Origin of the sequence: [Borrelia] tanukii (genome assembly GCF_030439725.2) — a bacterium.
In the GTDB taxonomy this organism is placed as follows: Bacteria; Spirochaetota; Spirochaetia; order Borreliales; family Borreliaceae; genus Borreliella; species Borreliella tanukii.
This window is the reverse complement of the sequence record NZ_CP179578.1, coordinates 1-22,739: the sequence shown is the minus strand read 5'-3', so window position 1 is coordinate 22,739 and position 22,739 is coordinate 1. Positions and strand designations below refer to the sequence as shown.

Here is a 22,739-nt window from a genome sequence, read left to right as displayed (position 1 = left end):
TTCTCCCTTCTTCTCTAATATCAAAATCCCTTTAAAATTATCACTTATGCTAGCTATAGCTAATATGCAAACTATATCTTGAATGTAATGGGAGATCAAGTATTTTACCAAAATTTTAAGTTTTTGGTAAAATACAAAATACAATTTACAATTTACATCTGCTTTAATTACCGCTGCTTATTTAAAAGTAACGCTTACAAGGGCAAATTTTATGAACATTTATAATTACCTTAATTAAAATAAAGACAAAGGCGTGGCTCCCCTCTTTAAACCAGTAAAAGACTATTAAAGAGCACTAAATAAAAACAAAATTCTAATTTTTTTTATCTGCTATTTCGTTTTGCTCAGTTCTAATATCTTTAGCTTTAAGATATTTACCTTGATACATTATTGCATTTTTAAATATATGAACATTATTTTCTTTAATTTTTAAAAGTTCTTTAATTTCTTTTTGCTATCTTTAATAATTATTTAATTGCTCTTTTTATACTTAGAACAAAGTACATAGTTAAATCTTATTTAATTTTATTTTTAGCAAAACTAATTGCAGCTTCAACTTGAATAAATGAAGGATAAGCATAATAATAACCCATCGCATTAAAAGGATCAATAAAAAATTGTTTTGTTTCGGCCTAACTTTTAATACCATCCCTTATAAGCTTGTATTTTTATACTTACATCTTTTGCTACCTCTATAAAATAATATCAATATTGTTATAAAATAGTTAATAAAAAATCAAATATATACTTTTAAATAAAGTATTGTTAAATTAAGGAGTATAAATTGAAAAAATATATTATTAATTTAGGTTTATCTTTATTATTTTTTTCATGTGATCATTTTTTTAATGATTCTCAATCAAGCCAAAAATACAATTTTAAAGTAAAGGCCAAATCAGTTTTGAATCCTACTAATAAAGAAAATATAGACACTGAAAAAGGTTCTAATACTACAATTTGTATAAAAGAAGAAGATAGGAGAATTATAGTTAAAGATTGTACTAATAATCAAGAGCTTTTTAAAGTAAAATCTAAAAGGAAATATGATTTTAAAAAAGCTATGCTTCTAGGCGTTAAAACAGCTTTAAAAATTATAAATATTGGTAATAATAAATTAAATTCTATAAAAAAACATAAAGATCACATTTTATTAGAATTTAAAGATAATAAGACATATATAATTCAATTATCTGAACTTAAAAAAAATTTATTAAAAAGCAAGAAAAAACCATTATTAGGAAGCCCGGTACCAGGAGGAGGAGATGCAGAATTTATAGATGACCCTGACGGCAGAATAGAAGCAGAGTTAGAAGCAGAAAGAGAACAAGAAGAAATCATCAGAGAAGACTTTGGAGATGAAGAAGACGAAGAATTAGAAGAAGAAATAAAATAAGAAAATTAAAATACAATATCTTATTTTTATTCATTGTATTTTAATAAAATAAAGAATCCCCCAATATTAGGGGATTCTTTATTTTATTAAATGATATAATTAGTTAAAAACTATAGATTTTATCTTAAAAATTTTCTTTATTAGAAGATCATTTTAAATCTTTCTTTATCAATAAAAAAAGTAAAACAAATTGAAAAGCAAAAATGAATAAAATTTAAACTAAATTAATAAGCTATATGCTTTTAGCACACAATTTAGAAAAAATCAATTTAAAAATAAATTTCAAAATAATCACCTTGATATTTAATGGGCTTAAAGTATATCTTTTAAAGCATTTTCAGCTTCCCTATAATAAACCTCTTTCAAAGAAGGCTCTAAAAGGTCATTTATAAAAACTTTTATACTATTTGAAAAATGAATTTTCCCTTTTATATATTTGCCATATTTTTTATACAGCACACCCTCAACCTCCTTTAAGGTATTCCTATTTTTAATAAATTGGTTTTCTATAATAGAAATATTGTATTTTTTATTTTTAATATTCTGAATATTATTGATAGTTTCCGTTAAAATAGAAAAGCTTTCGATTGACCATCTTTCTACTTGAACTGGGATTATAATATGATCTGTAACATTTAAAGCATTCTTTAAAAGAAAATTTCTACTAGGAGAAGTATCTATTATAATATAATCAAAATCAAAAATTTTACTACTTTTATTTAATCTAAATTCTAAAATAATTTCTTTATAATCTATATCATCTGTGTTAAATTTTTCTAAAACAGGATGGGAAGGAATTATAGAAATATATTCATTAATTTTATTTTCACATTGATCAAAATATGTATTTCCTTTCAAAAATTCATAAACATTATGTTTTTTAATATTAGTTATATACCTATTAAAATAGGAGCTTAAAGAATTTTGTGGATCAAGATCAATTAATAATACTTTTTTGCCTAATTCTTTTAAGACATAAGAAAAAAGTATAGAAAGTGAGCTTTTCCCAACTCCTCCTTTTAAACTTGCAAGTGTAATTATAATTGGTTTTTTTTGATCCATTTATTTATAACTCCCTCATCTTTTAATTTTTTATTATAAAATTCATATACTTTTTTTTCCATTTTTTTTAAGTGTGATAAATTAAATTGATAATACTCAGTATTTTCTTTATTTTTTCTTAGAAGTGTTCTCAAAGATTGAACATATGCTTTAATAGAACCATTTTTAAAAGCAAACTCTATATAATAGAGCTTCTTTATTGCATAAGTTTTATTATTTTCTTTTTTAAGAAAAAAGGGTTTATCCAGTTTATCATGTCTATATCTTATTTCTAAGAACTTATCATCTTCTTTTAAAGGGAAAAGATTAAAAAAAAGAAAATCTTCAGTATTATTAAACTTTTGGAAAGTAAGTCTTAGTCTTTCTCCTTTATTTGTAATTCTAAAACCAACTAAATGTTTAAATATTTTTGTGCAGTATATTTTTCTACTATTTACTTCTTCGATTCTATTGAATATAATTCTTTTTTTTATATTGTTTTTTTTGTTTCTGAGTTTTTCAAGCAAACTACTCAAATCATGATCCTTTTTTCAAAATGTTATCTAAAATATTATTGGCTATTACGCCAGCATGTCCTGAGAAACTAGTTATTCTATTTACTTTCCACTTAGTATTATAGGTATCTTTAAATTCTCCTGCAAGAATATAAAAATCAGTTTTATAAGGGGCAGTTTTTCTCATAAAGTGGATTTTATTCTTATAAAAGTTTAGTTTAGATAAGAAAAATTCTCTAATATCTCTTACCTCATAATCATGTTTTAAATAATTTTTAAAATCTTTATAGTTTAATAAAGTATTTTTTAATGTTTTAATTGGTTTTTTAGTGCTAGAAACTATTGATTTAATTCTTTTGAAGAAAGAGTTTTCTATAGAATTCTTATTATATATATTTATATATTGTTTATTATATACAGTGATATTTTCAGTGATATTTTGAGGTTCAAAAGACCTTTTTTCTTCCTTTACTTTTTTAATTAGGTCTGCTTTAGTGCTACTAAAATATGCATCAATCAATTTATGTGCAATAGGTGACACTTTATATATACAAAGCTTTCCTTTGAATTCTCCAAAGTTATTTGAGAATGTTAGTATTCTTTTTTCTAATGCTTTTAGCTCAACTAAAAATCTTAAATCTAGTCTTAGAGTATTAATTGTAGTTGTTTTTTTGTTTTCTTTGTCTATGTTTGAGTTTAGTACGCGAAGTATATCTCCTTGATGATGAACCCGAAGTTCTTTTAGTTTTTCAGAATCGAAATGAATTCCATGTATTGATACATTATGTTTTTTTTCAAACTCTTTGTTTAAGAAAATAATGACAGAAATTATTTTCTTAAGTTTGCAATCTTTTGAAAGTAGTTTATTGGATTTATTAGCATTAATTTGGTAGTTATTATTAGGTATAACAGCTTTCATTTTTTTGCCCCCCAGTTTAATGTGTATTTAATTATTAATTTATAGTTAAGAACTATAATACATAAAATAATAAATTTCAACCCCTCTTAAAATTAAATCTAAGAATTATTTTTAATAATATTTAAGTTACTAGGCTTGAATTTTTAACAAAAAAAGTGTCCTGGTTTTATGCAATAACTAGGAAGAAGCTTTTCAATGAGCTTGATTAAAAATAAAACAATAAATAACGCTCAAAGTATAAATAATCAAGACAATCTAAAAAATATATTTTCTTTAACCGATATTTCTAAGTCAAATATTATAGAAATAGCTTCTTTTCTCGTTCAGAACCGAACGATTTTTTTGTTATTAGTAATTTTTTATCAAAAAACTATAAATATTGACACAAATTAAAATTTGTGCCAATATTTATTCACAGATTAGTGATATGAGATTTATCATATATCTTTTTTGCCCATATCGTTGGTCAAAATTTCTTTTTTTAGATGCGAATTAATGGTTAAATACATAAAAATGTATACTTCTAAAACAAAAATAAATATAGGAGGACAAATGGGGAAAAAACAAAATAAAAAAGAGATGATTCTAAATGACAGATTTGAAGATTTTATTGATAAAAGTCAAAATTTAAATAGTCAAGATGAAAATTTAATAATTTACAACGATCTAAAAGACCAATTAAAGCTTAACTTGAAAGATGATATTGACAATAAAATTCAAAGAATGAAAATTCTATATGAAATTAAGCAAAAAGAACTTTATAAATACGATGGTTTTAAAAGCTTTGAACAATTTATAAAATCTTTTATAATTGCAAAAACCCAGGCTTATACATATTTAAAAGTTTATGAAAAGGTTTTGGAAGGCGTTGTTTCTATTGATAAAATTAAGGAGGTAGGTTTTAATAGCATATATCATGCTATACAAAAACAAGGATTATTAGAAATAAATCAAGAAGATATGAATAAAAACAGCAAAGAAAATACTCCAATTAGAATTTTAGTAAAAGATAATGAATTATATGATTTTTGTAAAAAAGATACTAAAAGAGTCTATTTTATTTTAGAGGATATTTTTAAAAACAAAAAAGATATTTTATCAGAGATCATAATTAAATATGATTTTCTTAAAAAGAAAAGAAATAAATAAATTTTCAAGTTTTGTTGACTTTAATGTTTGATTAATGGTAATCTAGTATTTCTAGTAGGCTTAAGTTTATTTTGCCTAGTTTAATGTCGAAAAGATGCCCGGAAAAGGGTTTTTTTCATTTTAAAATTTAAGTCTTGATGTTTGTTAGTATCAAATATTAGGTTTTTAGCTTTAAATTCTTTTTGCCTGCTTTAATAGACAAGTTTTTTATTGTTATGTTTTTATAATTAGCTACAAAGTAATGAGACAGTTTATCTAAAAAGTCTTTTCTTTGATATAAAATTTTCTTATGTGGCTTGGCAGCTTTTAATCTAGATCAATTCTATTTATAAAACCTTTTTGTTTTTTTTGATAATTTCCTTTAAAATTTCTTGAATTTATTTTCATTTTTAGCAAATATTTAGGATTATTGGTTTTCTTGCTTTTACTACTTATTAAAAAATTATAAATGAAGAACTTTGATTTATAATTTTTTAATTTTGAGAGGTGATAATTATAAATGAAAAATGTTTATTATTTGTGCAGTTTTTGTACTGATAAGTTCTTTCAAGAATTATGCAAGCAATAAAGATGTAAAAAAAAAGAGAACAAGATTTAAAAAAAACAAATTAAGGGATTTTTAAAAGATGGAATACAAGAAATAATTGGGGGTTTTGTTGAAGGTCCAGTATTAAAAGAGATTTAAGAAAAAATAAAAGAATTAAAGGAGCTTGAAGATAATAGGTTTTAAAAATGGGGTAGAAAACAGGAGGCAGAAAAGGATAAATAGTAATTTAAAGAGCTTAAAAGACAAATTAAGTCTGAGACACAGAAGACAGATTGTTGTTGAGTACATTAATACCCGAAGCATTAGCTCCAATAAATGAATAAAATCAGTGTATTGATTGATTTTGTTAATTTTAATGATAAAAATCTAAAAATATCTAATAAACCAAAATTCAATCAATAAAAAACCTATTTGCAAAGAAAAATTCTATCTATCAAGAGTGAAAAACTATAGATGATTTACTTTGAAGAATTGAAGAAGAGTGTTAAGAAAGTGAAAATTATTCTACTGGTACTGATGTGAATTGGTAAATAAATTTATTATTCATCATAGCAATATGCTTGCATAGTAAAGCCACCCCAATAAGGGGGTTGCTATAGGGACATAGGGATATTTGGCAAGTTTTTTATGTGATTAAGTACTGTTGTTATGTTTTAATTGTCTGTAAGACCTTCAAAATGTTTGGTAATATTGTTTAAAATTTCATTTTTAAGGCATTGATAAATCTCAACATTAGAATTTTTATTATCAAACATACCCTCAACTATGTTTCTGAAATATTGTTCTATTTCGTTTTTGCCGGCTCCATATTTATTGTCATTATTATAGTTGTTTTTGTTGTTATTCTGATTGGCTTTTTACAGGAAATTGCTCCTTTGATATAAGTATTAAGTTTTCACCGGTTGTTTTTAATTTTAAGAAGTCATAAACTAAGGCGGCGGCTAATTCTTTTTGTTTTGAGTATCTATAGAAAGCCAAGTGAAGAAGTTATTGCATTTACTATTATTATCATTGCACCTTCTTATCTTATCATATAATTTTTCAATTATGTATTTAGGCGCACTGTTTAATTCATAAACAGTGCTGATTCTTTTTGGAGTTGGGGGCAATTTTTTTGATATTTTGTAGCAAATCAGACATCTCTTTGTTAAAATACTGTGACATAGTTGAATATCTCCTTCTTTTAATATCTTATTTCAAGCTAGATATGTCTTTTTGAAAATTATTTTCTACAGAATAAATTTTATTATTAAGTTCGTTATTTATTTAAAAATTAATTATCACTGTTGATATCATTTTTTAGATTTTTTTATTTTCATCATTAAGTAAAAAAAATACAAATAAGCAATTTTTGAGCGCAATTGTTTATAAATGATAAAATAAAATAATGAAAACTAATGACATTGTAAAAACAAATGATCCAAACATATCTCTTTATAAAGAACTATCAAAAGACTTTATAAAAAAAGAAAATATTAATACGCTAAAAGACTTTTTTATTATTGTAAAAAATAAACTTTCTTCAATAGATGATAATTCAACAGAAGCAAATATAGAGTCTTTACTAAGATTTATATTCGAAGAGTTAAATTATTCAGTAGAACAACAAAAAGGTGGGCAAATAGAAGGGGTAGAGTCTAGAGTAGATATACTACTTTTTGAAAATGATAAAGACAAAGTAGATTTTAATAATAAATTGGAAGAATCTAAAAAAAATAATGAGCCTATTCTAGCCGAAGATATCTTGCTTATAGTAGAAGTTAAGCGTCCATCATTTAGTTTTGACATTAAAAATAAAGTAAAAGAAGCAGAAGATCAGCTATATAGATATCTAAATCAATATCAAAAACATTATGGGATACTTTCAAATGGAAAGGTATGGAGATTATATGACAAATCTAAAGTCCTTTATGGAGAAAAAAGATATATTGAATTTGATTTTTCTAAAATTGAAGAAAAAGAAGAATACGAAGAACAAGAATGGTTTGTTTTATTCAGCTACCTTATAAGAAAAGAAAGATACCTAAAGACAAGTAATGTAATAAAAGTTGAAAAAGAACAAATATCTAAAGAAAAAGAGATAATTCAAAAAACTCTAAGAGAGATACTTTATGAGAGGCCCGACGACTCTATAGTATTTAAAATTGCAAAAAATATATATGACAAAGAATTTAAAGTATCAGACAAAGAAATTACTCAGCATGTTTTAGCCAGCATGCTTGAAGAATCAATTCTTTTTATTTTAAGAATATTTTTTATTGCATATATTGAAGATAACGAAATATTTAAGAAAATATTAGAAGAAAATAAGCTATATAGATCTTCTATATCTTTTAGATATTTTTTTTATGATGAAAATTCAAAAAATAAATTGGGATATAAAAAAATAATAACAATTTTCAATTTACTTGACAAAGGAAGTGATGCAATAAAGTTCCCTATATTCAATGGAGGATTATTTGCAGAAGATAAGGTTAAATATTTAAATAATGAAAATTTACTAAGCATTGATGAACTTGAAGAAATACTAGTTAAAATACTTTTCTTTGAAGAAAAAAATATTAAAGATAGAAAATTTGTAGAGTATTCAAAGCTAGATCCTAAAAGTTTTGGAGAATTATACGAGACTCTGCTTGAATATGACCTAAGAATTGCAGATACTACTGTTCATCGTATTGTTGAAGATGGGGTTTATCTCATTCGTACTGAAGAAGAGTTTGTAAACAAGAACGCAAACAAAGTTGCTACATACTATAAGGGCAATATTTATCTTACATCAAGATCGCTTGATAGAAAGAAAAGTGGAGCATATTATACCCCAGATGACTTAACTGATTTTATGGTCATATCTTCAATTGAAGAACAGCTTAAAACCAAGTCCCCTTTAGATATAAAAATCATTGACAATTCTTGTGGATCGGGGCATTTTTTAATTTCTTGTTTAGATTACTTAACAGAAAAAGTATGGTATGAGCTAGACAAATTTGAAGACGTAAAAGAAGAGCTTGATAAAGAATATAGAGCTATTCTTAAAGAAAGTGAAGAATATGATGTTCAGGATAGTATAAGTAAAGAATTAGTACTTAAAAGGATGCTACTAAAGAAGTGTATTTATGGTGTTGATATTAATCCTATTTCGGTTGAAATTACTATGCTAAGTTTATGGATTAATACTTTTATTTTTGGAACACCACTAAGCTTTATTGAGCATCATATAAAAGTAGGAAATGCTCTGCTAGGATATACTAAAGATGAATTTTTTGATATTACAAAAAAGAAATTTGAAAGTGGATTTTCTTTATTTAAAAAAAGAATTAAAGAAATTACAACTATTTTAGAAAATAACTATCAAAAAATTAAAAGCATTAACGATACTACTAAAGAAGATATAGAAAAATCTAAAAAGATATACAAAGAATATGAGGAAAATGAAGATATAGATAATTTAAGAATAATATTCTCTTTAATTAAACTTTATTCATTATCTTTTGACAAATCTTTAAATATAGAATTTAGTGATATTACAGCTGTAATTAGTTTAATTGAAAATATTTTGGGCAATAAAACTTCTAGTGAAGATAAAGAAAAAATAGAGATAATTAGAAAATTAAGCAGCTACTATAAATTTTTTCACTATGGAATTGAGTTTCCAGATATTCAGGAAGGATTTGATATTGTAATTGGGAATCCTCCATGGGAGAAAACTAAGTTTAATGAAGCAGAATTTTTCTCAAAACATATTCCTAACTACAGAAAAATAAGTATAAAAGAGCAAAATAAAACAAAGCAAGAAATACTTAGTAAAAGCAATCACCCTTTAAATATTGAATACAATGAAGAAAAAAATAGTATAAGCGCTATTAACAATATTTATAAATTTGATTTTAAAAACTTTGCTAGTGGTGGTGATCCAAATCTTTTTAGATACTTTGTTGCATTTAATTTAAAACTAATAAAAGAAAAGGGTAATTTAACCTATCTAACTCCTTCAAGTCTTTGGAGTGAATGCAGTTCTAGATCGCTAAGAAAGCATATTTTTAATAACTATAAACTTAACTATATTTACCAATTTGAAAACAAAAAAAGATTTCAAGATGTAGATTCTCGCTTTAAATTTGCAATATTTCAAGTAATCAATACTAAAGCTCCTACAACAAATTTTAAAGCAAAATTTATGATTCAGAGCAGTGATAATATTTTAAAAGAAATAATTAGTGACTTAAGAGATGGTAAAAATAATGCTTATAAAGGAATTGAATTAAATATAGACCAAATTAAAAAACTATCTCCTATTCAAGAATCAATTATTGAATTTAAAGATAATGAAGAATTTAATTTAATTAGAAAAATGTTTAATTCATTTAGTGTTCTTAATGAAGCATATATTAATTTTAAAGAAGGATTACATTTAACAAAATATAAGGCGCTATTTAAAGAGCATAGTAGTGAAAACTTTATATTTCTTTATTCTGGAGCTAATATCCATCAATTTGATTCAAGATTTTTTGAAAATAAAGATGCAAAAGAAAATTCTAAATTGCTATGGATAGCAAAAGAATATTTGAAAAAATTATTAAATGAAAATGATCAGTATCAAACGGAAAGGATACTTTATAGAAAAATTGCAAGAAATACCGATGAAAGAACTATGATTAGTACTTTGTCTCCTAAAAATTGTCATTGCGTAAATTCAATGTATATAAATCATAAAAAAACACCAATATCTATTTATAAGAAACTATTTATTATATCTATTTTTAACTCATTTGCATTTGACTTTATAATCAGAAGATTTGTTGATTCAAATGTTACAAAACCGTGCCTTTATCAATGTCCAATGCCTCAGCCCGAAGAAAAAGATATTTTAGCTAATCCACTATATTTAACTTTAGTAAAAAACACTTCCTTACTAATAGCCAAAAATGATCCTTTAAATTTCTCCCATTTACTCTACTTGAAACATTTTGATTTTAGTAAAGAAAAAGTTAATAAAATACTAAAATTAGATGTGGAAGATGAATTTTTTAAAGAAAAAGAAAATGAAAACAATTTTATTGTAGCGAGTCTTTATTCACTAACCAAAGAAGATTTTAGAGTTTTGCTTAATGACTTTAAGGCATTAAAAAATAAAAAAGGAGAAGAACATATTTTGTCTTTAATAAAAGGATATGAGAATTATTTGTGAAATAATAAAGGTTTTTAGTATGAATAAGACAAGAAAAAAAATAAAAAAAATAAGATTTTAAACTAAACAATGAGGCAGAAAAAAGGAACTGAGCGGCACTTAAAGGGTTTAAAGTAGATAATTTAGATAAAAAAGTGGTAAAACTTAGATATTAAATACCAAGTGACATTTTAAAAATTAATTTAAAAATAAATTTTTTATAATTTTATTGCTAATATATAATTATGTTAGATGAATGCAAATATATAAATTTTATAAAATCAATAAAAGATGTAAGTAGAAAAATACAAAATTATAAGGATCTTGTTGAAAACGAAGCACAAACAAGGCAGAATCTTATTGATCCATTTTTAGATGCGATGGGTTATGATCATACTGACCTTTCAATTGTTAAAGTTGAATATAGGGCAGATATTCCTAAGCTTAATGGACTAAAAAAAGCCGATTATATTATTTATCCAACAAAAAAGGAGGAAGAACCCACTATTTTGATAGAGGCTAAATATCACAATAGTAGAGAAAAGCTTGAAAGCCATCTAAAGCAATTAAAACCTTATTTTGAAAATATTCGTTCTCAAGAAAAGAGAGTTGAATTCGGCATATTAACAGATGGTATAGAATATAGATTCTATTCTGACTTAGATAAAGATAATTTACTAGATAATGAGCCTTTTATGGTTATTAATTTAGAAAAATTAACATCTAAAGATTTTGGATATCTTAAAAAGTTTTCTAGAAATTCTTTAAATATTGAAGAGGCCAGAGCTTTTGCATTAGAAAAAAAATATACAGACAAACTTTTAGATTATTTAAAAAAAGAAATGAAAAATACAAGTGATGATTTTCTTGAATTTTTTAAAGCTAAAATTGGTTTTAAAGAAACATGTTTAGACAATATATTTAATAATATTATTAAAAATGCTTTTGGTATGTTTAGCGAAAAAAACGATGTATTCGTAGAGAGTAAAAAAAATAACATAGAAGATGGCATATGTTCTGACATAAAAGACAATAATATTAAAACTGAAAATTTAAAAAGATTTGAAAAATTAAATTCCGATATGAAAGCAATATACCAAAACTTAGAAAATTTTATTTTTGCTTTAAATCCTGATGTAATTGAGAAGGTTGAAACAAAGTACTATACAGGATTTAAGGTGCGGGGTGGATATTTTGTAGATTTTAGCTTTAGGCCTAGAGTAAACAAAATAAATATTACTGTTACTGTTGCTCTAAATCAAATAACTTTAAAAGAAGGTTTTACTAGATGTGTTAAGAATATTGGTAAATGGGGGAGAGGAGATATTGAGATTCTATGTACATCGGATCTTCAAATTGAAGAGATTAAATATATTATTAAACTAAGTTATAACAATATTGTTTCAAAAAATACATTAAGTAATGCATAAACATTTTAAATGTTTTAGTAAGCTACTATTTCCATAATCAAAGATGATAGAAATAGTAGTTTAGAGTTTGTCAAATAATTGATTAATTGATAAGTAAAAAAATATAAAATATAAATAATTTTATTATAATTTAAACAAAGTGATATTAATGCCTAATTAAGAATAATTATTATTTATGATATATAATATTCTTGATTAGAGAAAAGGAGAGTGTTTTTATGAAAAAAATTTGCTCTTATATGCATTATTAATAGTAGGCTTGACGTCTTGCAATCTAGATTCTAAATTATCCGGCAATAAAGGACAAAAAAAACAACAATGATATAAAAGAAGTTTCGGATAGTGTTCAAGAAGGTGATTTTAATAATTTATACAGTAATCAAGAAAAGCGAAAAGTTTTTACTAAAAATTTTGGAGAACAGAAATATAAGGATTTAATTATTCCTGTAGAGCCTGGAGTGTCTTCAGAATCATTGAATAATAAGGTTGGTATATCAAATATTTCAATTGGGCATGTTCAAAAAAAAAGAGATAAAAAAGAGAATTTAATTCCTTCTACTGATGAAGAAAAGAAAGCAGATGAAGCAATTAAATATATAGAGAATATTCTTGGAGACTCTAGATTTTCTGAGTTAATTAAGGATATGTCTGTACTTAAAAATGAATATACTTCAATAAGAGATGATCTTTATGATGTGATAGGAAAGATTCAAAATAAAAAAACATTACTAATGAAAAATTATAAGAACAGCAAAGATAAGATAGGGAGATTAGCACAATTGCAAAATGAGTTAAATAAACAACATATTGAACTTGATCAACTTATAAATAAGATTGATATAGCAGAAAATGAAATAAGATCTGCAGCTGCATTTTACAACAAAGCACAGGAAAGGTTAAAAGAAAGTATTATTAAAAGATTAGAAAGCAAAAAAAATGCATCTTATGCACAATTGTCTAAACAAGCTCAAATGGATGCAAGCAGCTCTTTAATTAATTTAGAAGCTTCTTCTTTAAAAAGAAATGAGGCACTAGGCAGCAAGAAGGATATAAAAGAACTTATTGAAAATGCAAAAACCGTTTTAGCAAGTTTTAATGAATAAGAAAGTATATAAAGATAAAGCATCAGGAGCATCTTCAATAACTGTTATCACGAAGCTGATCAAGCTTTCCAATGTTTTTTTGTATGGCACTTTCAATAGTACTTTTAAATGCCCTCTCTCCACAATCACCACCCAAAGCAAATTTTCTATCTTTAGTCATTTCTTCAGAACAATAGCAGCAACAATCCGATCATCCTTTTTTATTTCATCTTTCTCAAAAATCGTCGCTGCACAGCCATCACCATCCTTGTTTCCAATAGCCTCAGTCAATTCCAGTTTTCAACTTGAAAGATGGTCGATAGAAAGATTGAAAGATATAGGAAGGCTGTTATATGAAGAATATGGTAGTTATTTAAAGTAAGATTCATTTTTTAAATGGTATAAAAGTATTTATAAATGTAATCATGAGAGATAAAGAATTATATGCGTTTGTAAAAGAAGGTATAAAAAAGAACATATTTTAAAAGAACTTGTTTCAGCATAGAAAAAAAAGATATTTTGTTTAATATTGCAACTAAATATAATAATGAAAGAAAATAAACTGAAAGTAAATTTTGTCAAGCTATATATTTTTTTATATTTTCAAATCATAATTCCTTAATCTTATCGACAGATAAACTACCTTCCAAAACTTTTGTATAAAGATTTTAAAAGTTTTGATAAATTTGTAAAATCTTCTTTTGTAGTTGCTAAAACCCAAGCTTATTTTTACTTAAAACTTTATATTTATAAAGTTTTTTTGTTTTAATTTTATATAGAATTTTCATTCTATGTATTTTAGTATCAATTTCATTTTTTAAACTCATTTTTAATTGCTCTTTTAAATCTTTGTAAATTATTAAATTTTTATCTATATTGTTCTAATAGAAATATTCTTATTATCTAATATACTTGTATTAGTATACAAATCTAATATTTAAATAAAAATCTAAGTTTTTTTTCAAATTTATTTTCTATTGTAAAGAAATAATTACACAAAATAAAGTCAATGTTAATAATTTAGGAAAAGAATTATTTGATATGTATTAAAAAGAAAAGATACATTTTAAATGTTGCTCAAGCCATAGATAGAGCTATTTTTAGGCTCTATCTATACTTGGTGTTCTTTGCAACTTTTTTTGCTAAAAAAGATACACTTTCTAATTTGAAATTGAGTGTAGTGTGATTGAATATTGTGTTTTAAGCGATATGAAGCAAGTTATTAGAGAATTAAAAAATAATTATTTTAAGGCAGGAGATAGTGTAATTAAGGACAAGAGTGCCAATAAAATATTGGTTATTTGCTTATACTTCAAAGATTAAATATAATTAAATAAATAAGCAGGTTGTTATATGGATTTTTATAATTTAATCAAGGATTTTGGCAGTTTAATTGGCGTTTTAGTAACTTTAGTTAGCATTTTAACAATAAGTTATAAATTTGGCGGTAGGCTTACTAAAATTGACTTAGAATTAGGGAATTTAAAAGAAGATAATAAAAAATTAGATGCCAGAATAGATAAATTAGATGCCAGAATAGATAAATTAGATACCAGAATAGATAATTTAGATAAAAGATTGCTAACACTTGAAGTTGAGACTAAAAATTTAAATAATTCGGTTAATGAAGTTAGAGCTGAGATGAAAAGCTCCCTCAATAGAGTTGAAAACAGATTAGATAAAATAGAATCTAGATTGGAAAAATCAGATGAAAGATATATGATTTTCTTTACCAATAGAGCCTTAGATTTGCTTAAAACAGAGAAATCAGAAAATAAGAATGAGTAAGTCCAGAGAACATAGGGGGCTTAGCTTTTTATTTTCAAAAATAATATTAAGCCCAGATTGTTTTCTTGATGATTCGTTTTTTTAAACTTTCTTCTTTAAGAGTATTTTCAATCTTTTTGGTATCCTACTGATTTTTACTGATATTACAATTTTTTGTAATAAATTATTATTAATGGACCATTTCTTTATGCTACGAATAGATGGTCTTTTTTAAACAACCCCGCCTTTACCTTTTTTATTAATATTTTTAATAGACTGTTTAATAAGTCCTTCCTCTCTAATATTTAAAATGGCAATCATCTTATCCAACAATCTAAGAGACTTCTATTCCATTTTTTCATTCCTAATGAATATATGAGCGCTGCAGATACAATCAAGTAATTTACTATAATATAAAATTATGATATTTTTTTGATAGAAAAAAACGTTGGGATTTCGCTACAAAAAAATTTAAAATTACATCAAGATCTATCTTCCTTTGGATTTTCAATTCCCTTTTTTTGATCAATTCTTTTCAAGAAGTTTTGCGATAATTTTGCAAATATCGCACTTTGAATAATGCAAAGCCCCAAATGTTTTTCTGTAATTTTGACTTTTAGCACTGCCTATTTTCGTATAAAAACAAAAAAATAAATATAAAACTTTTCAAACTTATAAATAAAGAAAAATCTTACTATCAATGTTGCACAATATAAAAATATTCTTATCAAAACTAAATTATAACAAGAAAAAAATTAAAAAACATATAAAGACAAACCACACTTTACATTAATCTATAATAACTATAACGTCTCTAAAAACATTATGGAAAGAATATAATAAACCCTCTAACAAAAACCTCAATAGAAAAAACATTAAAAATAATATACAGCACACCCTTATATCAATTAAATTTTAACTACTAATTGCTCTCTTTTTTCTTTTAAATAGCTCTTTTTCTTCTATTTCTAATCTTTTTATTTTTTATTAGCTAAAATCATTAAATGAATGCTCCATTCCTGCTAAAAATTTATCAAAGTCTTTTATATGATGTAAATTACAACCAAAAAATATAAACAAAAATTAAAATAAATCATTATACTTATTCAAAATAATATTACCTTAATGAAAACTTTAAAAGAAATGGTCAAGCTCCAATTAAGTTAAAAACAATGCAAAATTATCTTTACAAATTAGGAAAAGAAATAAAAGTTACAACCAACTACCACAAACACATGAGAGTTAAATTGTGGTGCCGAAATTTACTATAGCCTTAATTATCCCCAAAAAGAGTATTGCCTTAAGATAAATAAAACAATTAAAAGTATAGGGGTTCATTACAAAATATGACGGATTTTCTAAATTAATTGAAGATATTTATAATCTTAAAAAGAAATATGTTTCAATAAGATCTGATTTTCAAGATGTAAGAGAAAAAATTTATAATGAATTAACATTACTAAACAAAAATTATATCAATAATAAAAATAAAATAAAAAAACTAGCACAATTGCAAAATGATTTAAAAATAGATATTGAACTTGAAAAACTTATATATGAAATTGATATTGCAAAACAAAATATAGAATCTGTAGCTGCATTTTACAACAAGGCACAGGAAAGTTTAAAAGAAAGCATTATCAAAAGATTAGAAAATAATAATAGAGTATCTTATGCAGCATTACAACTATCCAGGAAAGCTAGAAATGAAGCAGAGAATGTCTTAAAACAATTAGAGTCTTACGGATCTAAAACGGGTGAGGCAATAGCAAGAAGTAAAGAAATAGAAGAACTTATTGAAAATGCAAAAACTATTTTAACAAGTCTTATAAATAAGGAAATATATTAGAATATATTAAAGTCTTCTTTTAAAGAAGACTTTAATATATATGTATACCATTTTGCATGAAAAGGTTTCTTTTAAATAAAGCTAACCTTACAAAAAAATTATTTTTTAAATAAAAATAAAACAAAAGTCTAGCTGTATAAGCAATTAGACTTAGTCTTTAAACGAAAATGATAGAAGATTTTATAAAAATTTTTATGAAATTAATTAGTGGAGTGTATTTCAATACAACTTAAAAATTATATTTTAGTATAAAATTTTCTATGTCAATTTTATATTGTTTATCTTCATTAGTAACTAAAATAATTTTTATTCGTTTTAACTTTTTAAGTTTAGTAAAAAATGCTTTAGAAATAGCGACATCTAAAGTATTTTTTACCAAAACAGGAAACTTCAAATGAAAAAATTCCTTTTTTAGATTAGAATCCCCGATGTTATAAGCATTTAATTTTTGCCATTTTTCACTTGGTATATTATTTTCATGGGTTGAAGCTTGTTCATTTTCCAGTCCTTCAAAAATTATATTTTTAAAGCCCAAAATTTTATTATCATGCACTGTAAAATTAAAACTATAATTAGGATTCATTGCTTTATATGCATCTGCCAAATAGCCTGTTGCATTAATATTATTTTCATGCTCAGGAATTATCAATATTGATTTTAAAAAAAACAATTCTTTTAAATCGCCTTTTTTAAAATGGTATCTATAAGCTTCTTCAATAGAAGTTCTACCATCATCAAACTTTTCAATCTTTTTATTATAAAATCCGTTTCTATCTTGTTTTACAAGCAAAAAGGAAGCTAAAAAAATACAAATTAATAGTAAACCACAAAATAATATTTTACCCATTAATAATCTATCCTATCTTGCAACCAACATTTCAAAAGCATTAAAAAAATCTATACTGTTTTTCTTACTTACTTTAAAAGTATATTTTTTTTTCTCATTAGTTTTTTCATCAAAATATTCCAGGTATGCTTCAATTCCATTCATTTTTGCTGATTTTCTTATTTGATTAAACAGTGCATCTTCACTATCTATATGTATATCAAAAGAAAAATTATTAACCCCCGAATAGGCTTAGAATTTATTGGAGACTCTATTAGAGAAACTTCATTAATATACCACTTGTTAAGTACAAGCTTTGTGTTATTTACAATTTTCACATTAAACTTTAAATCTATGTATCCCTTGAAATGCCCTAAAGTAAAAGTTCCGAATTGGGTTTTTAATGTAAGCAATAAAGTTAAATCAGACTTGTTGCTATTGTTTATAATGGCAACCTCTTCAAATGCTTCATTAGAAAAAAGCGATATACCAGGAATTAATAAAAAAAACATTAATAACACTATTACTCTCATACCTTTTATCATTATACTATTATCAATCGGAAATAAATATAGAAATAGTTTTAATTTATATAAAATAAAAATTGAAACTATTTCTATGTAAAAAAATACAAAATACCACAAAATAGTATTTTAACACTTTTAATTTTTGTTTCGGCCTGTATCCAAGATAGCCAAAATAAAAAGTATAAAGCATTAAACTATTCAGAAGAGGCTGCAGTTTAACAGAAGACTTTAATTCCAAATAATTAATCTTATTATAAAATATATCTTTTTATTTTCTTATCTCTTAAAAATCACAAATCTATTGCTAGAACAGATTTCACTTTTTGAAGAATCTAGAAAAGATTTTGCTTTTTGAATAAGTTGTTCTATCTCTTCCTTTATTTCCATGGCTTTAGCTATCTTAGAAGAAGAGGTATTTAACTGCCTTAAAGCATTCTCCATTTCATTTTTTGCTTGTATTGCTAAATTATTATATGTTCTTCTTGACCAATTTCTACGTTCGTTTTTTAATCTTTCGGTAATAGCATCTTTTAAAGTTTTTGAGGCTTTCTCAAAAAAGTATTTTGCAGATGCTCTCTCGCTAATTCCACTATCCAATTGAGTATTAAGCTCTTCAATATCACCCCTCTTTTCTAATAACTGATTGAACAAATTAATTAGATTCTGTTTTTCTTGTTTATTCTGTATTATTCTCTTCCGATATTCTTTTTTTATACTAGGATTTGTTTTTATTATATGATTTATTCTTCCTACAATATGCATTTCTGTTTTTATTGAATCTGCAAGTCCTGAGATTTCATCATAAACTTTATTAAAACTAGACACCAATTGATCAGACTCATTTTTAAGTTTATTTTCGTCATAATCTAATTTAGCAAATTCAAGACCTCCCTCGCTAATTGCTTTCTCTGCTTTCTTTTCTTCATCAGTATTTGGGACCAACTCTTCTTCTTTTATTTTTATTTCTTCTTGAGAATAATATGGAAAATTTTTATTTACATTAACAGGGTTTTCAGAAACAGCCTGTGGTATTTGTTTTTTCTCTTCTCCCACATGTTGTTCAACAACTTCTACACTTTCTTGAATTTTCTCTATAAAGCCTAAAATTTTCCCATCTTCCCTTTTATCTATTTTTTTGCTCATTAATTCATTCGTGCCACTTGTATTACATGATAGCAAGCTTATTAACATTAACATGTATATTGTCAAGATATTTTTTTTCATATCTTCTCCTGCTAGAATCTTTATAGATCCATAGCTGTTAAATACAAATATATTGCTATTCCTATGAAATTACAAACACAGGTCTCTTCTTAATACAAAGAAATCATTCTATCTTGTGCTTATCAAAAGCAACCCTAAACTATCTTATTAGATAATAATCACAGTACATTAACCCCAAATAATTATTGTTTAGATTGTTTTTTTTATTCTATCAAGATTGACCAAAGATTGTTATTTTAGTAGAGATTATAAGCTCTATAATCGCAGAAGATACTGTTGCGCTATTATCAAGCTTTAAATAATTTATCTATTTCTTTGTTTAAAACGATAAGATCTTTTGTTCCTTTATTTCCAGAAGTAGCACTTTTAAGTAAAGCTTTTTTATGTTTTCATTACTAGCATTTTACTAAAATTAGTATTTGTTCCCTTTACTTTGTTTAAAAACTTCTTACTTGTAGCTTTATTGCTAGCAGATTTTGCTTTAAATTCAATAAAAATGCCTTCTTTATTCTCTAATGATCTTAGCTTAACGTTTGCAGACAATACTACTAATATACTCCTGAAATTAAAGAGCCATTTTATTCTCCATCGTCACTAAAACCACCTGAATTTTCAACTTTCTTACTAGTAAGCTTTAGTAAGAAAGTTGTTAAAAGTTTAAGTAGACCAAAAGTATTTTTAATTATTTTCATATTTTTCTAATTTTTAATAAATTGCTCTTTATTTTTTGATAAAAATCTTCAAGAATATATTAGTAAATTTTGGATTCCTTTTATAAAAATCACATTTTTCTTGCGTTTTAAACCTAAGTCAAATCTGTTTTATTAAATCTATGTAAACTTAAATTTTTGCCTTTTATTAAATCAACTAAAGTTTTATCAATTCCATTTTCTATGATATCAATCTCTTTAAGCTCTACTTCAAAAAGAAGTTTTGCTATTTAAATATAACATAAGCTTGAGTTTTGGCTATTTTAAAAAATTCAATATAAAATCTTAAAACCTTTGATACCTATCTAAAATACAAGGCTTCCCATTTCTAGTTTTTAATAAAATTTTCATCATATTTATTTTATTTTTGCTATCATTCTCAATTCTATTTTTAAGTTCATTTTTTAAAAGTTCATATTCTTTTTTATCCCACTCTTCATTTTTTAAAGCCTCCTTTATAAACTTCTCCAATAAATTTGTAGGATTAAGAGAAATGGCCTACTGATATCGAAGAAAGTGCTTGAAATTTATTAATATTGCTATCGTGCAAAATTCATCTCTACCTAAATTAAAAAATTTTTACAATTATAAGTGGAGAATTCTTTTGCTTTTTTAATAAAAAATTTCAGTAGTTAATGTTTTTATATTTATAATAATTTGCAAAAAAATAACAACCAGCCAAATGTCTTGCTGATTATTATTTTGTGTATATAAAGTTTAACTACATCTAAAGCTATTCATCATCACTGTTGGCTATATTCTCTTTAATTTTTTCAAAATTAGAATCGTTTTTAAGGTATTCTTTAACCCTTTTTAATTCTGATTTTAGTTTATCTAAGTCTGATTCAATTTCGTCAGCCCTTACATTTTCTTTTAATTCAGGTTCATTCCCTATCCCAGTATATTTTTGATTGCCTTCATTTAATTTAGCTCTTAAATCGCTTCTAGTATTACTCAATTTTTCCAATAACTCTTCTAAGTCTGTATCTAAATCATACCAAGCATGGTATATAGCGTTACTGCCGTTGGTAAAATGGTCGTATATAGGCCCTGTAATTCTATTTATAACTTCTTGTGACCTTATTAATCCTTCTGCATTCTGCAAAGATAAATCTTCGCGCTGTTTGATAGCATCGATATCTCTATTTATCCCATCTATTTTTTTTGTAAGCATTTCAATTGTGTCTTTAGCTTGTTTTTCTTCTTCTTCTTCTTGTCTTTGTTCTTCTTCAGCAGCTTTTCTTTTTTGTTCTTCTTCAGCTTTAGCTGGCTCTTGCTCTATTTTTTCTGGACCCCGAGCATTTTTTATAGATGAAGTTTCTTGAGATTTTGTAGGCTCTGATAATTCTGTAACTTCTATGCCACCTGTTGACCTAGTTGATTTTGAGCTTTCTTCTGTGGGTACAGCAATTGAACCACCGATCGATGTTAACTCATTCCCCGTTTCTTTATTATCTACAGCTATTTTTACTGCTATATCTTTTCTAGATAAATCAGTTATACTTTTCCTTGATCTTGATGCTGAGATTTTACTTTCTTTTGAACCCTTTGTTTCTTGATTTAGATTTAATTCCTTTTTATTAGATCCATACTTCACATCTTTTTGGTTGGTTTTAAAATCTGGATTGCAGGCAGTTAAAAATAGAAAAACAAACATGCGTACAATTATATTATATTTCATAAATACTCTCCTTTCTTATAATTCAATACTTAATATAATTCAATACTTAATATAATTCAATACTTAATATAATTCAATACTTAATATGAATTACATTGTATTAAATATTGATTATTAGAATAATCATAATAATATTTTCATTGCCAGAAGTTTTATAATGTTTTGATTTTTTTAAAATACATTTTGATTAATTTTTAAGGTTTTAATAGATGATAATAAGGATCAAATCAAGATTGTGTTTAAAAACATAAATAAGAAAGAATTAATAATGAAAGATACAAACAGGTTTAAAAAATTAACCAAAGGTGTGCAGATTTAATATACAAGTCGTTTTAGCTAAAAAAAGTTTTATGAATTAAAGTTGTATTTGGTTTCATGTAGGGCTTTTTTAGCTTCGCAATTAAAGAGTAAGCAATTTCCAATTTTTTAGTAGTAATACTAAAATCAAAATATTTTTTGCTACATAATTAATTTTTTCTGTTCATATATATTAATCTATTTTTATTCAGATTTTTAATACATTTGGAAATTTCATTAGAGCAAATTAAAGAATATGTTTGAATTTGTAAGCCATTGTCCAAAGTATAAGAAAGTATATTAAATTTGAAATTGTAAAGAGTTTAATATTTAGATTTTTCAGGTGAGTTAATGGAATTCCAGAAACCATAATAATTCTAAGTAATTGGTGAGTAGTGATAGTAAAATTGATAATATGTTCACTAATTAGAATGAATTCATCCGGATTTATTTTATAAAAATTTTCCTGTTTAACAGATTTTCCTTTAAAAAATAGATTGAATAAAAACATATAAACATTATTTATTTACTTCTATGTAAAAATTACAAAAAGTTAAAGTTTTACTTTACCGGTTTAAAGTTTTGAGCCAAAATATCTATACTAATTAAAAATTATAT

18 protein-coding genes and 3 pseudogenes are annotated in these 22,739 nt (G+C 24.6%); 8 read left to right on the top strand and 13 right to left on the bottom strand.

The window, feature by feature from the left end; all coding sequences use genetic code 11:
* Positions 1-784 precede the first annotated feature (784 nt).
* The gene (locus QIA27_RS04930) at positions 785-1,393 is read left to right on the top strand and encodes a hypothetical protein (protein WP_418906233.1); all 609 of its coding nucleotides are present in this window, start codon (positions 785-787) and stop codon (positions 1,391-1,393) included.
* Positions 1,394-1,705: 312 nt separating this feature from the next.
* Here QIA27_RS04930 and QIA27_RS04925 read toward each other — a convergent pair whose 3' ends face one another.
* From QIA27_RS04925 to QIA27_RS04915, 3 genes are read right to left on the bottom strand one after another with little or no spacing between them, the layout of a single operon-like run.
* Entirely contained in the window at positions 1,706-2,455 is a 750-nt protein-coding gene (locus QIA27_RS04925; protein ID WP_418885527.1) for a ParA family protein, read from the bottom strand.
* The gene (locus tag QIA27_RS04920; protein ID WP_418885528.1) at positions 2,431-2,970 is read right to left on the bottom strand and encodes a DUF226 domain-containing protein; all 540 of its coding nucleotides are present in this window, start codon (positions 2,968-2,970) and stop codon (positions 2,431-2,433) included. The genes QIA27_RS04925 and QIA27_RS04920 overlap by 25 nt, the downstream gene beginning before the upstream one ends.
* Position 2,971: 1 nt before the next feature.
* The gene (locus tag QIA27_RS04915; protein ID WP_418906232.1) at positions 2,972-3,868 is read right to left on the bottom strand and encodes a plasmid maintenance protein; all 897 of its coding nucleotides are present in this window, start codon (positions 3,866-3,868) and stop codon (positions 2,972-2,974) included.
* A gap of 552 nt (positions 3,869-4,420) precedes the next feature.
* Between QIA27_RS04915 and QIA27_RS04910 the strand changes: the two genes are divergently transcribed.
* A complete protein-coding gene (locus QIA27_RS04910) occupies positions 4,421-5,017 on the top strand; it encodes a chromosome replication/partitioning protein (RefSeq protein ID WP_418885530.1) in 597 nt (198 codons plus the stop codon).
* Between the two features lie 1,200 nt (positions 5,018-6,217).
* Here QIA27_RS04910 and QIA27_RS04905 read toward each other — a convergent pair.
* Positions 6,218-6,394: pseudogene (locus QIA27_RS04905) on the bottom strand (Mlp family lipoprotein); the annotation flags it as partial.
* Between the two features lie 557 nt (positions 6,395-6,951).
* Here QIA27_RS04905 and QIA27_RS04900 point away from each other — a divergent pair.
* From QIA27_RS04900 to QIA27_RS04890, 3 genes are all read left to right on the top strand, one after another.
* Positions 6,952-10,749: an Eco57I restriction-modification methylase domain-containing protein gene (locus QIA27_RS04900; protein ID WP_418906231.1), complete on the top strand. Its 3,798-nt coding sequence runs from the start codon at positions 6,952-6,954 to the stop codon at positions 10,747-10,749.
* Between the two features lie 224 nt (positions 10,750-10,973).
* Positions 10,974-12,158, top strand: coding sequence for a type I restriction endonuclease (locus tag QIA27_RS04895; RefSeq protein ID WP_418906230.1), 1,185 nt, complete (start codon positions 10,974-10,976; stop codon positions 12,156-12,158).
* A 278-nt stretch (positions 12,159-12,436) separates the two neighbouring features.
* On the top strand, positions 12,437-13,261 hold the full coding sequence (locus QIA27_RS04890; RefSeq protein WP_418906241.1) for a P12 family lipoprotein: 825 nt from the start codon (positions 12,437-12,439) through the stop codon (positions 13,259-13,261).
* A gap of 34 nt (positions 13,262-13,295) precedes the next feature.
* Here QIA27_RS04890 and QIA27_RS04885 read toward each other — a convergent pair whose 3' ends face one another.
* Positions 13,296-13,421: a hypothetical protein gene (locus tag QIA27_RS04885; protein ID WP_418906229.1), complete on the bottom strand. Its 126-nt coding sequence runs from the start codon at positions 13,419-13,421 to the stop codon at positions 13,296-13,298.
* Between the two features lie 1,172 nt (positions 13,422-14,593).
* Between QIA27_RS04885 and QIA27_RS04880 the strand changes: the two genes are divergently transcribed.
* The 3 genes and pseudogenes from QIA27_RS04880 (at position 14,594) to QIA27_RS04870 (ending at position 16,856) form a co-directional block, all read left to right on the top strand.
* Positions 14,594-15,028 carry a hypothetical protein gene (locus tag QIA27_RS04880; protein ID WP_418885533.1) on the top strand — a complete coding sequence of 145 codons (435 nt, stop codon included), beginning with the start codon at positions 14,594-14,596 and terminating at the stop codon, positions 15,026-15,028.
* 1,094 nt (positions 15,029-16,122) lie between these two features.
* Positions 16,123-16,330: pseudogene (locus QIA27_RS04875) on the top strand (plasmid maintenance protein); the annotation flags it as partial.
* A gap of 13 nt (positions 16,331-16,343) precedes the next feature.
* Positions 16,344-16,856 carry a P12 family lipoprotein gene (locus QIA27_RS04870; RefSeq protein ID WP_418906240.1) on the top strand — a complete coding sequence of 171 codons (513 nt, stop codon included), beginning with the start codon at positions 16,344-16,346 and terminating at the stop codon, positions 16,854-16,856.
* Between the two features lie 229 nt (positions 16,857-17,085).
* On the opposite strand, the gene bptA is transcribed toward QIA27_RS04870, so the two are convergent.
* The 8 genes and pseudogenes from bptA to QIA27_RS04830 form a co-directional block, all read right to left on the bottom strand.
* Positions 17,086-17,703 carry a virulence-associated protein BptA gene (bptA, locus tag QIA27_RS04865; RefSeq protein WP_418885534.1) on the bottom strand — a complete coding sequence of 206 codons (618 nt, stop codon included), beginning with the start codon at positions 17,701-17,703 and terminating at the stop codon, positions 17,086-17,088.
* A 12-nt stretch (positions 17,704-17,715) separates the two neighbouring features.
* Entirely contained in the window at positions 17,716-17,847 is a 132-nt protein-coding gene (locus tag QIA27_RS04860) for a hypothetical protein (RefSeq protein ID WP_418906228.1), read from the bottom strand.
* Positions 17,848-17,891: 44 nt separating this feature from the next.
* On the bottom strand, positions 17,892-18,215 hold the full coding sequence (locus tag QIA27_RS04855) for a hypothetical protein (RefSeq protein WP_418906227.1): 324 nt from the start codon (positions 18,213-18,215) through the stop codon (positions 17,892-17,894).
* 270 nt (positions 18,216-18,485) lie between these two features.
* Complete coding sequence (locus tag QIA27_RS04850) at positions 18,486-19,433, bottom strand: P12 family lipoprotein (RefSeq protein ID WP_418906226.1); 948 nt, start codon at positions 19,431-19,433, stop codon at positions 18,486-18,488.
* Positions 19,434-19,814: 381 nt separating this feature from the next.
* Positions 19,815-19,976, bottom strand: coding sequence for a hypothetical protein (locus QIA27_RS04845; RefSeq protein ID WP_418906225.1), 162 nt, complete (start codon positions 19,974-19,976; stop codon positions 19,815-19,817).
* 177 nt (positions 19,977-20,153) lie between these two features.
* Positions 20,154-20,204: pseudogene (locus QIA27_RS04840) on the bottom strand (hypothetical protein); the annotation flags it as partial.
* 224 nt (positions 20,205-20,428) lie between these two features.
* On the bottom strand, positions 20,429-20,614 hold the full coding sequence (locus tag QIA27_RS04835) for a plasmid partition family protein (protein ID WP_418906224.1): 186 nt from the start codon (positions 20,612-20,614) through the stop codon (positions 20,429-20,431).
* Positions 20,615-20,876: 262 nt separating this feature from the next.
* Entirely contained in the window at positions 20,877-21,824 is a 948-nt protein-coding gene (locus QIA27_RS04830; protein WP_418906223.1) for a hypothetical protein, read from the bottom strand.
* Positions 21,825-22,739 lie beyond the last annotated feature (915 nt).

Bases quoted from the DNA above. Each gene is read 5' to 3' on its own strand.
- QIA27_RS04925 (WP_418885527.1), bottom strand. From the start codon at position 2,455: ATGGATCAAAAAAAACCAATTATAATTACACTTGCAAGTTTAAAAGGA.
- QIA27_RS04915 (WP_418906232.1), bottom strand. From the start codon at position 3,868: ATGAAAGCTGTTATACCTAATAATAACTACCAAATTAATGCTAATAAA.
- QIA27_RS04910 (WP_418885530.1), top strand. From the start codon at position 4,421: ATGGGGAAAAAACAAAATAAAAAAGAGATGATTCTAAATGACAGATTT.
- QIA27_RS04900 (WP_418906231.1), top strand. From the start codon at position 6,952: ATGAAAACTAATGACATTGTAAAAACAAATGATCCAAACATATCTCTT.
- QIA27_RS04895 (WP_418906230.1), top strand. From the start codon at position 10,974: ATGTTAGATGAATGCAAATATATAAATTTTATAAAATCAATAAAAGAT.
- QIA27_RS04885 (WP_418906229.1), bottom strand. From the start codon at position 13,421: ATGACTAAAGATAGAAAATTTGCTTTGGGTGGTGATTGTGGAGAGAGG.
- QIA27_RS04880 (WP_418885533.1), top strand. From the start codon at position 14,594: ATGGATTTTTATAATTTAATCAAGGATTTTGGCAGTTTAATTGGCGTT.
- bptA (WP_418885534.1), bottom strand. From the start codon at position 17,703: ATGGGTAAAATATTATTTTGTGGTTTACTATTAATTTGTATTTTTTTA.
- QIA27_RS04860 (WP_418906228.1), bottom strand. From the start codon at position 17,847: ATGAATGGAATTGAAGCATACCTGGAATATTTTGATGAAAAAACTAAT.
- QIA27_RS04855 (WP_418906227.1), bottom strand. From the start codon at position 18,215: ATGAGAGTAATAGTGTTATTAATGTTTTTTTTATTAATTCCTGGTATA.
- QIA27_RS04850 (WP_418906226.1), bottom strand. From the start codon at position 19,433: ATGAAAAAAAATATCTTGACAATATACATGTTAATGTTAATAAGCTTG.
- QIA27_RS04830 (WP_418906223.1), bottom strand. From the start codon at position 21,824: ATGAAATATAATATAATTGTACGCATGTTTGTTTTTCTATTTTTAACT.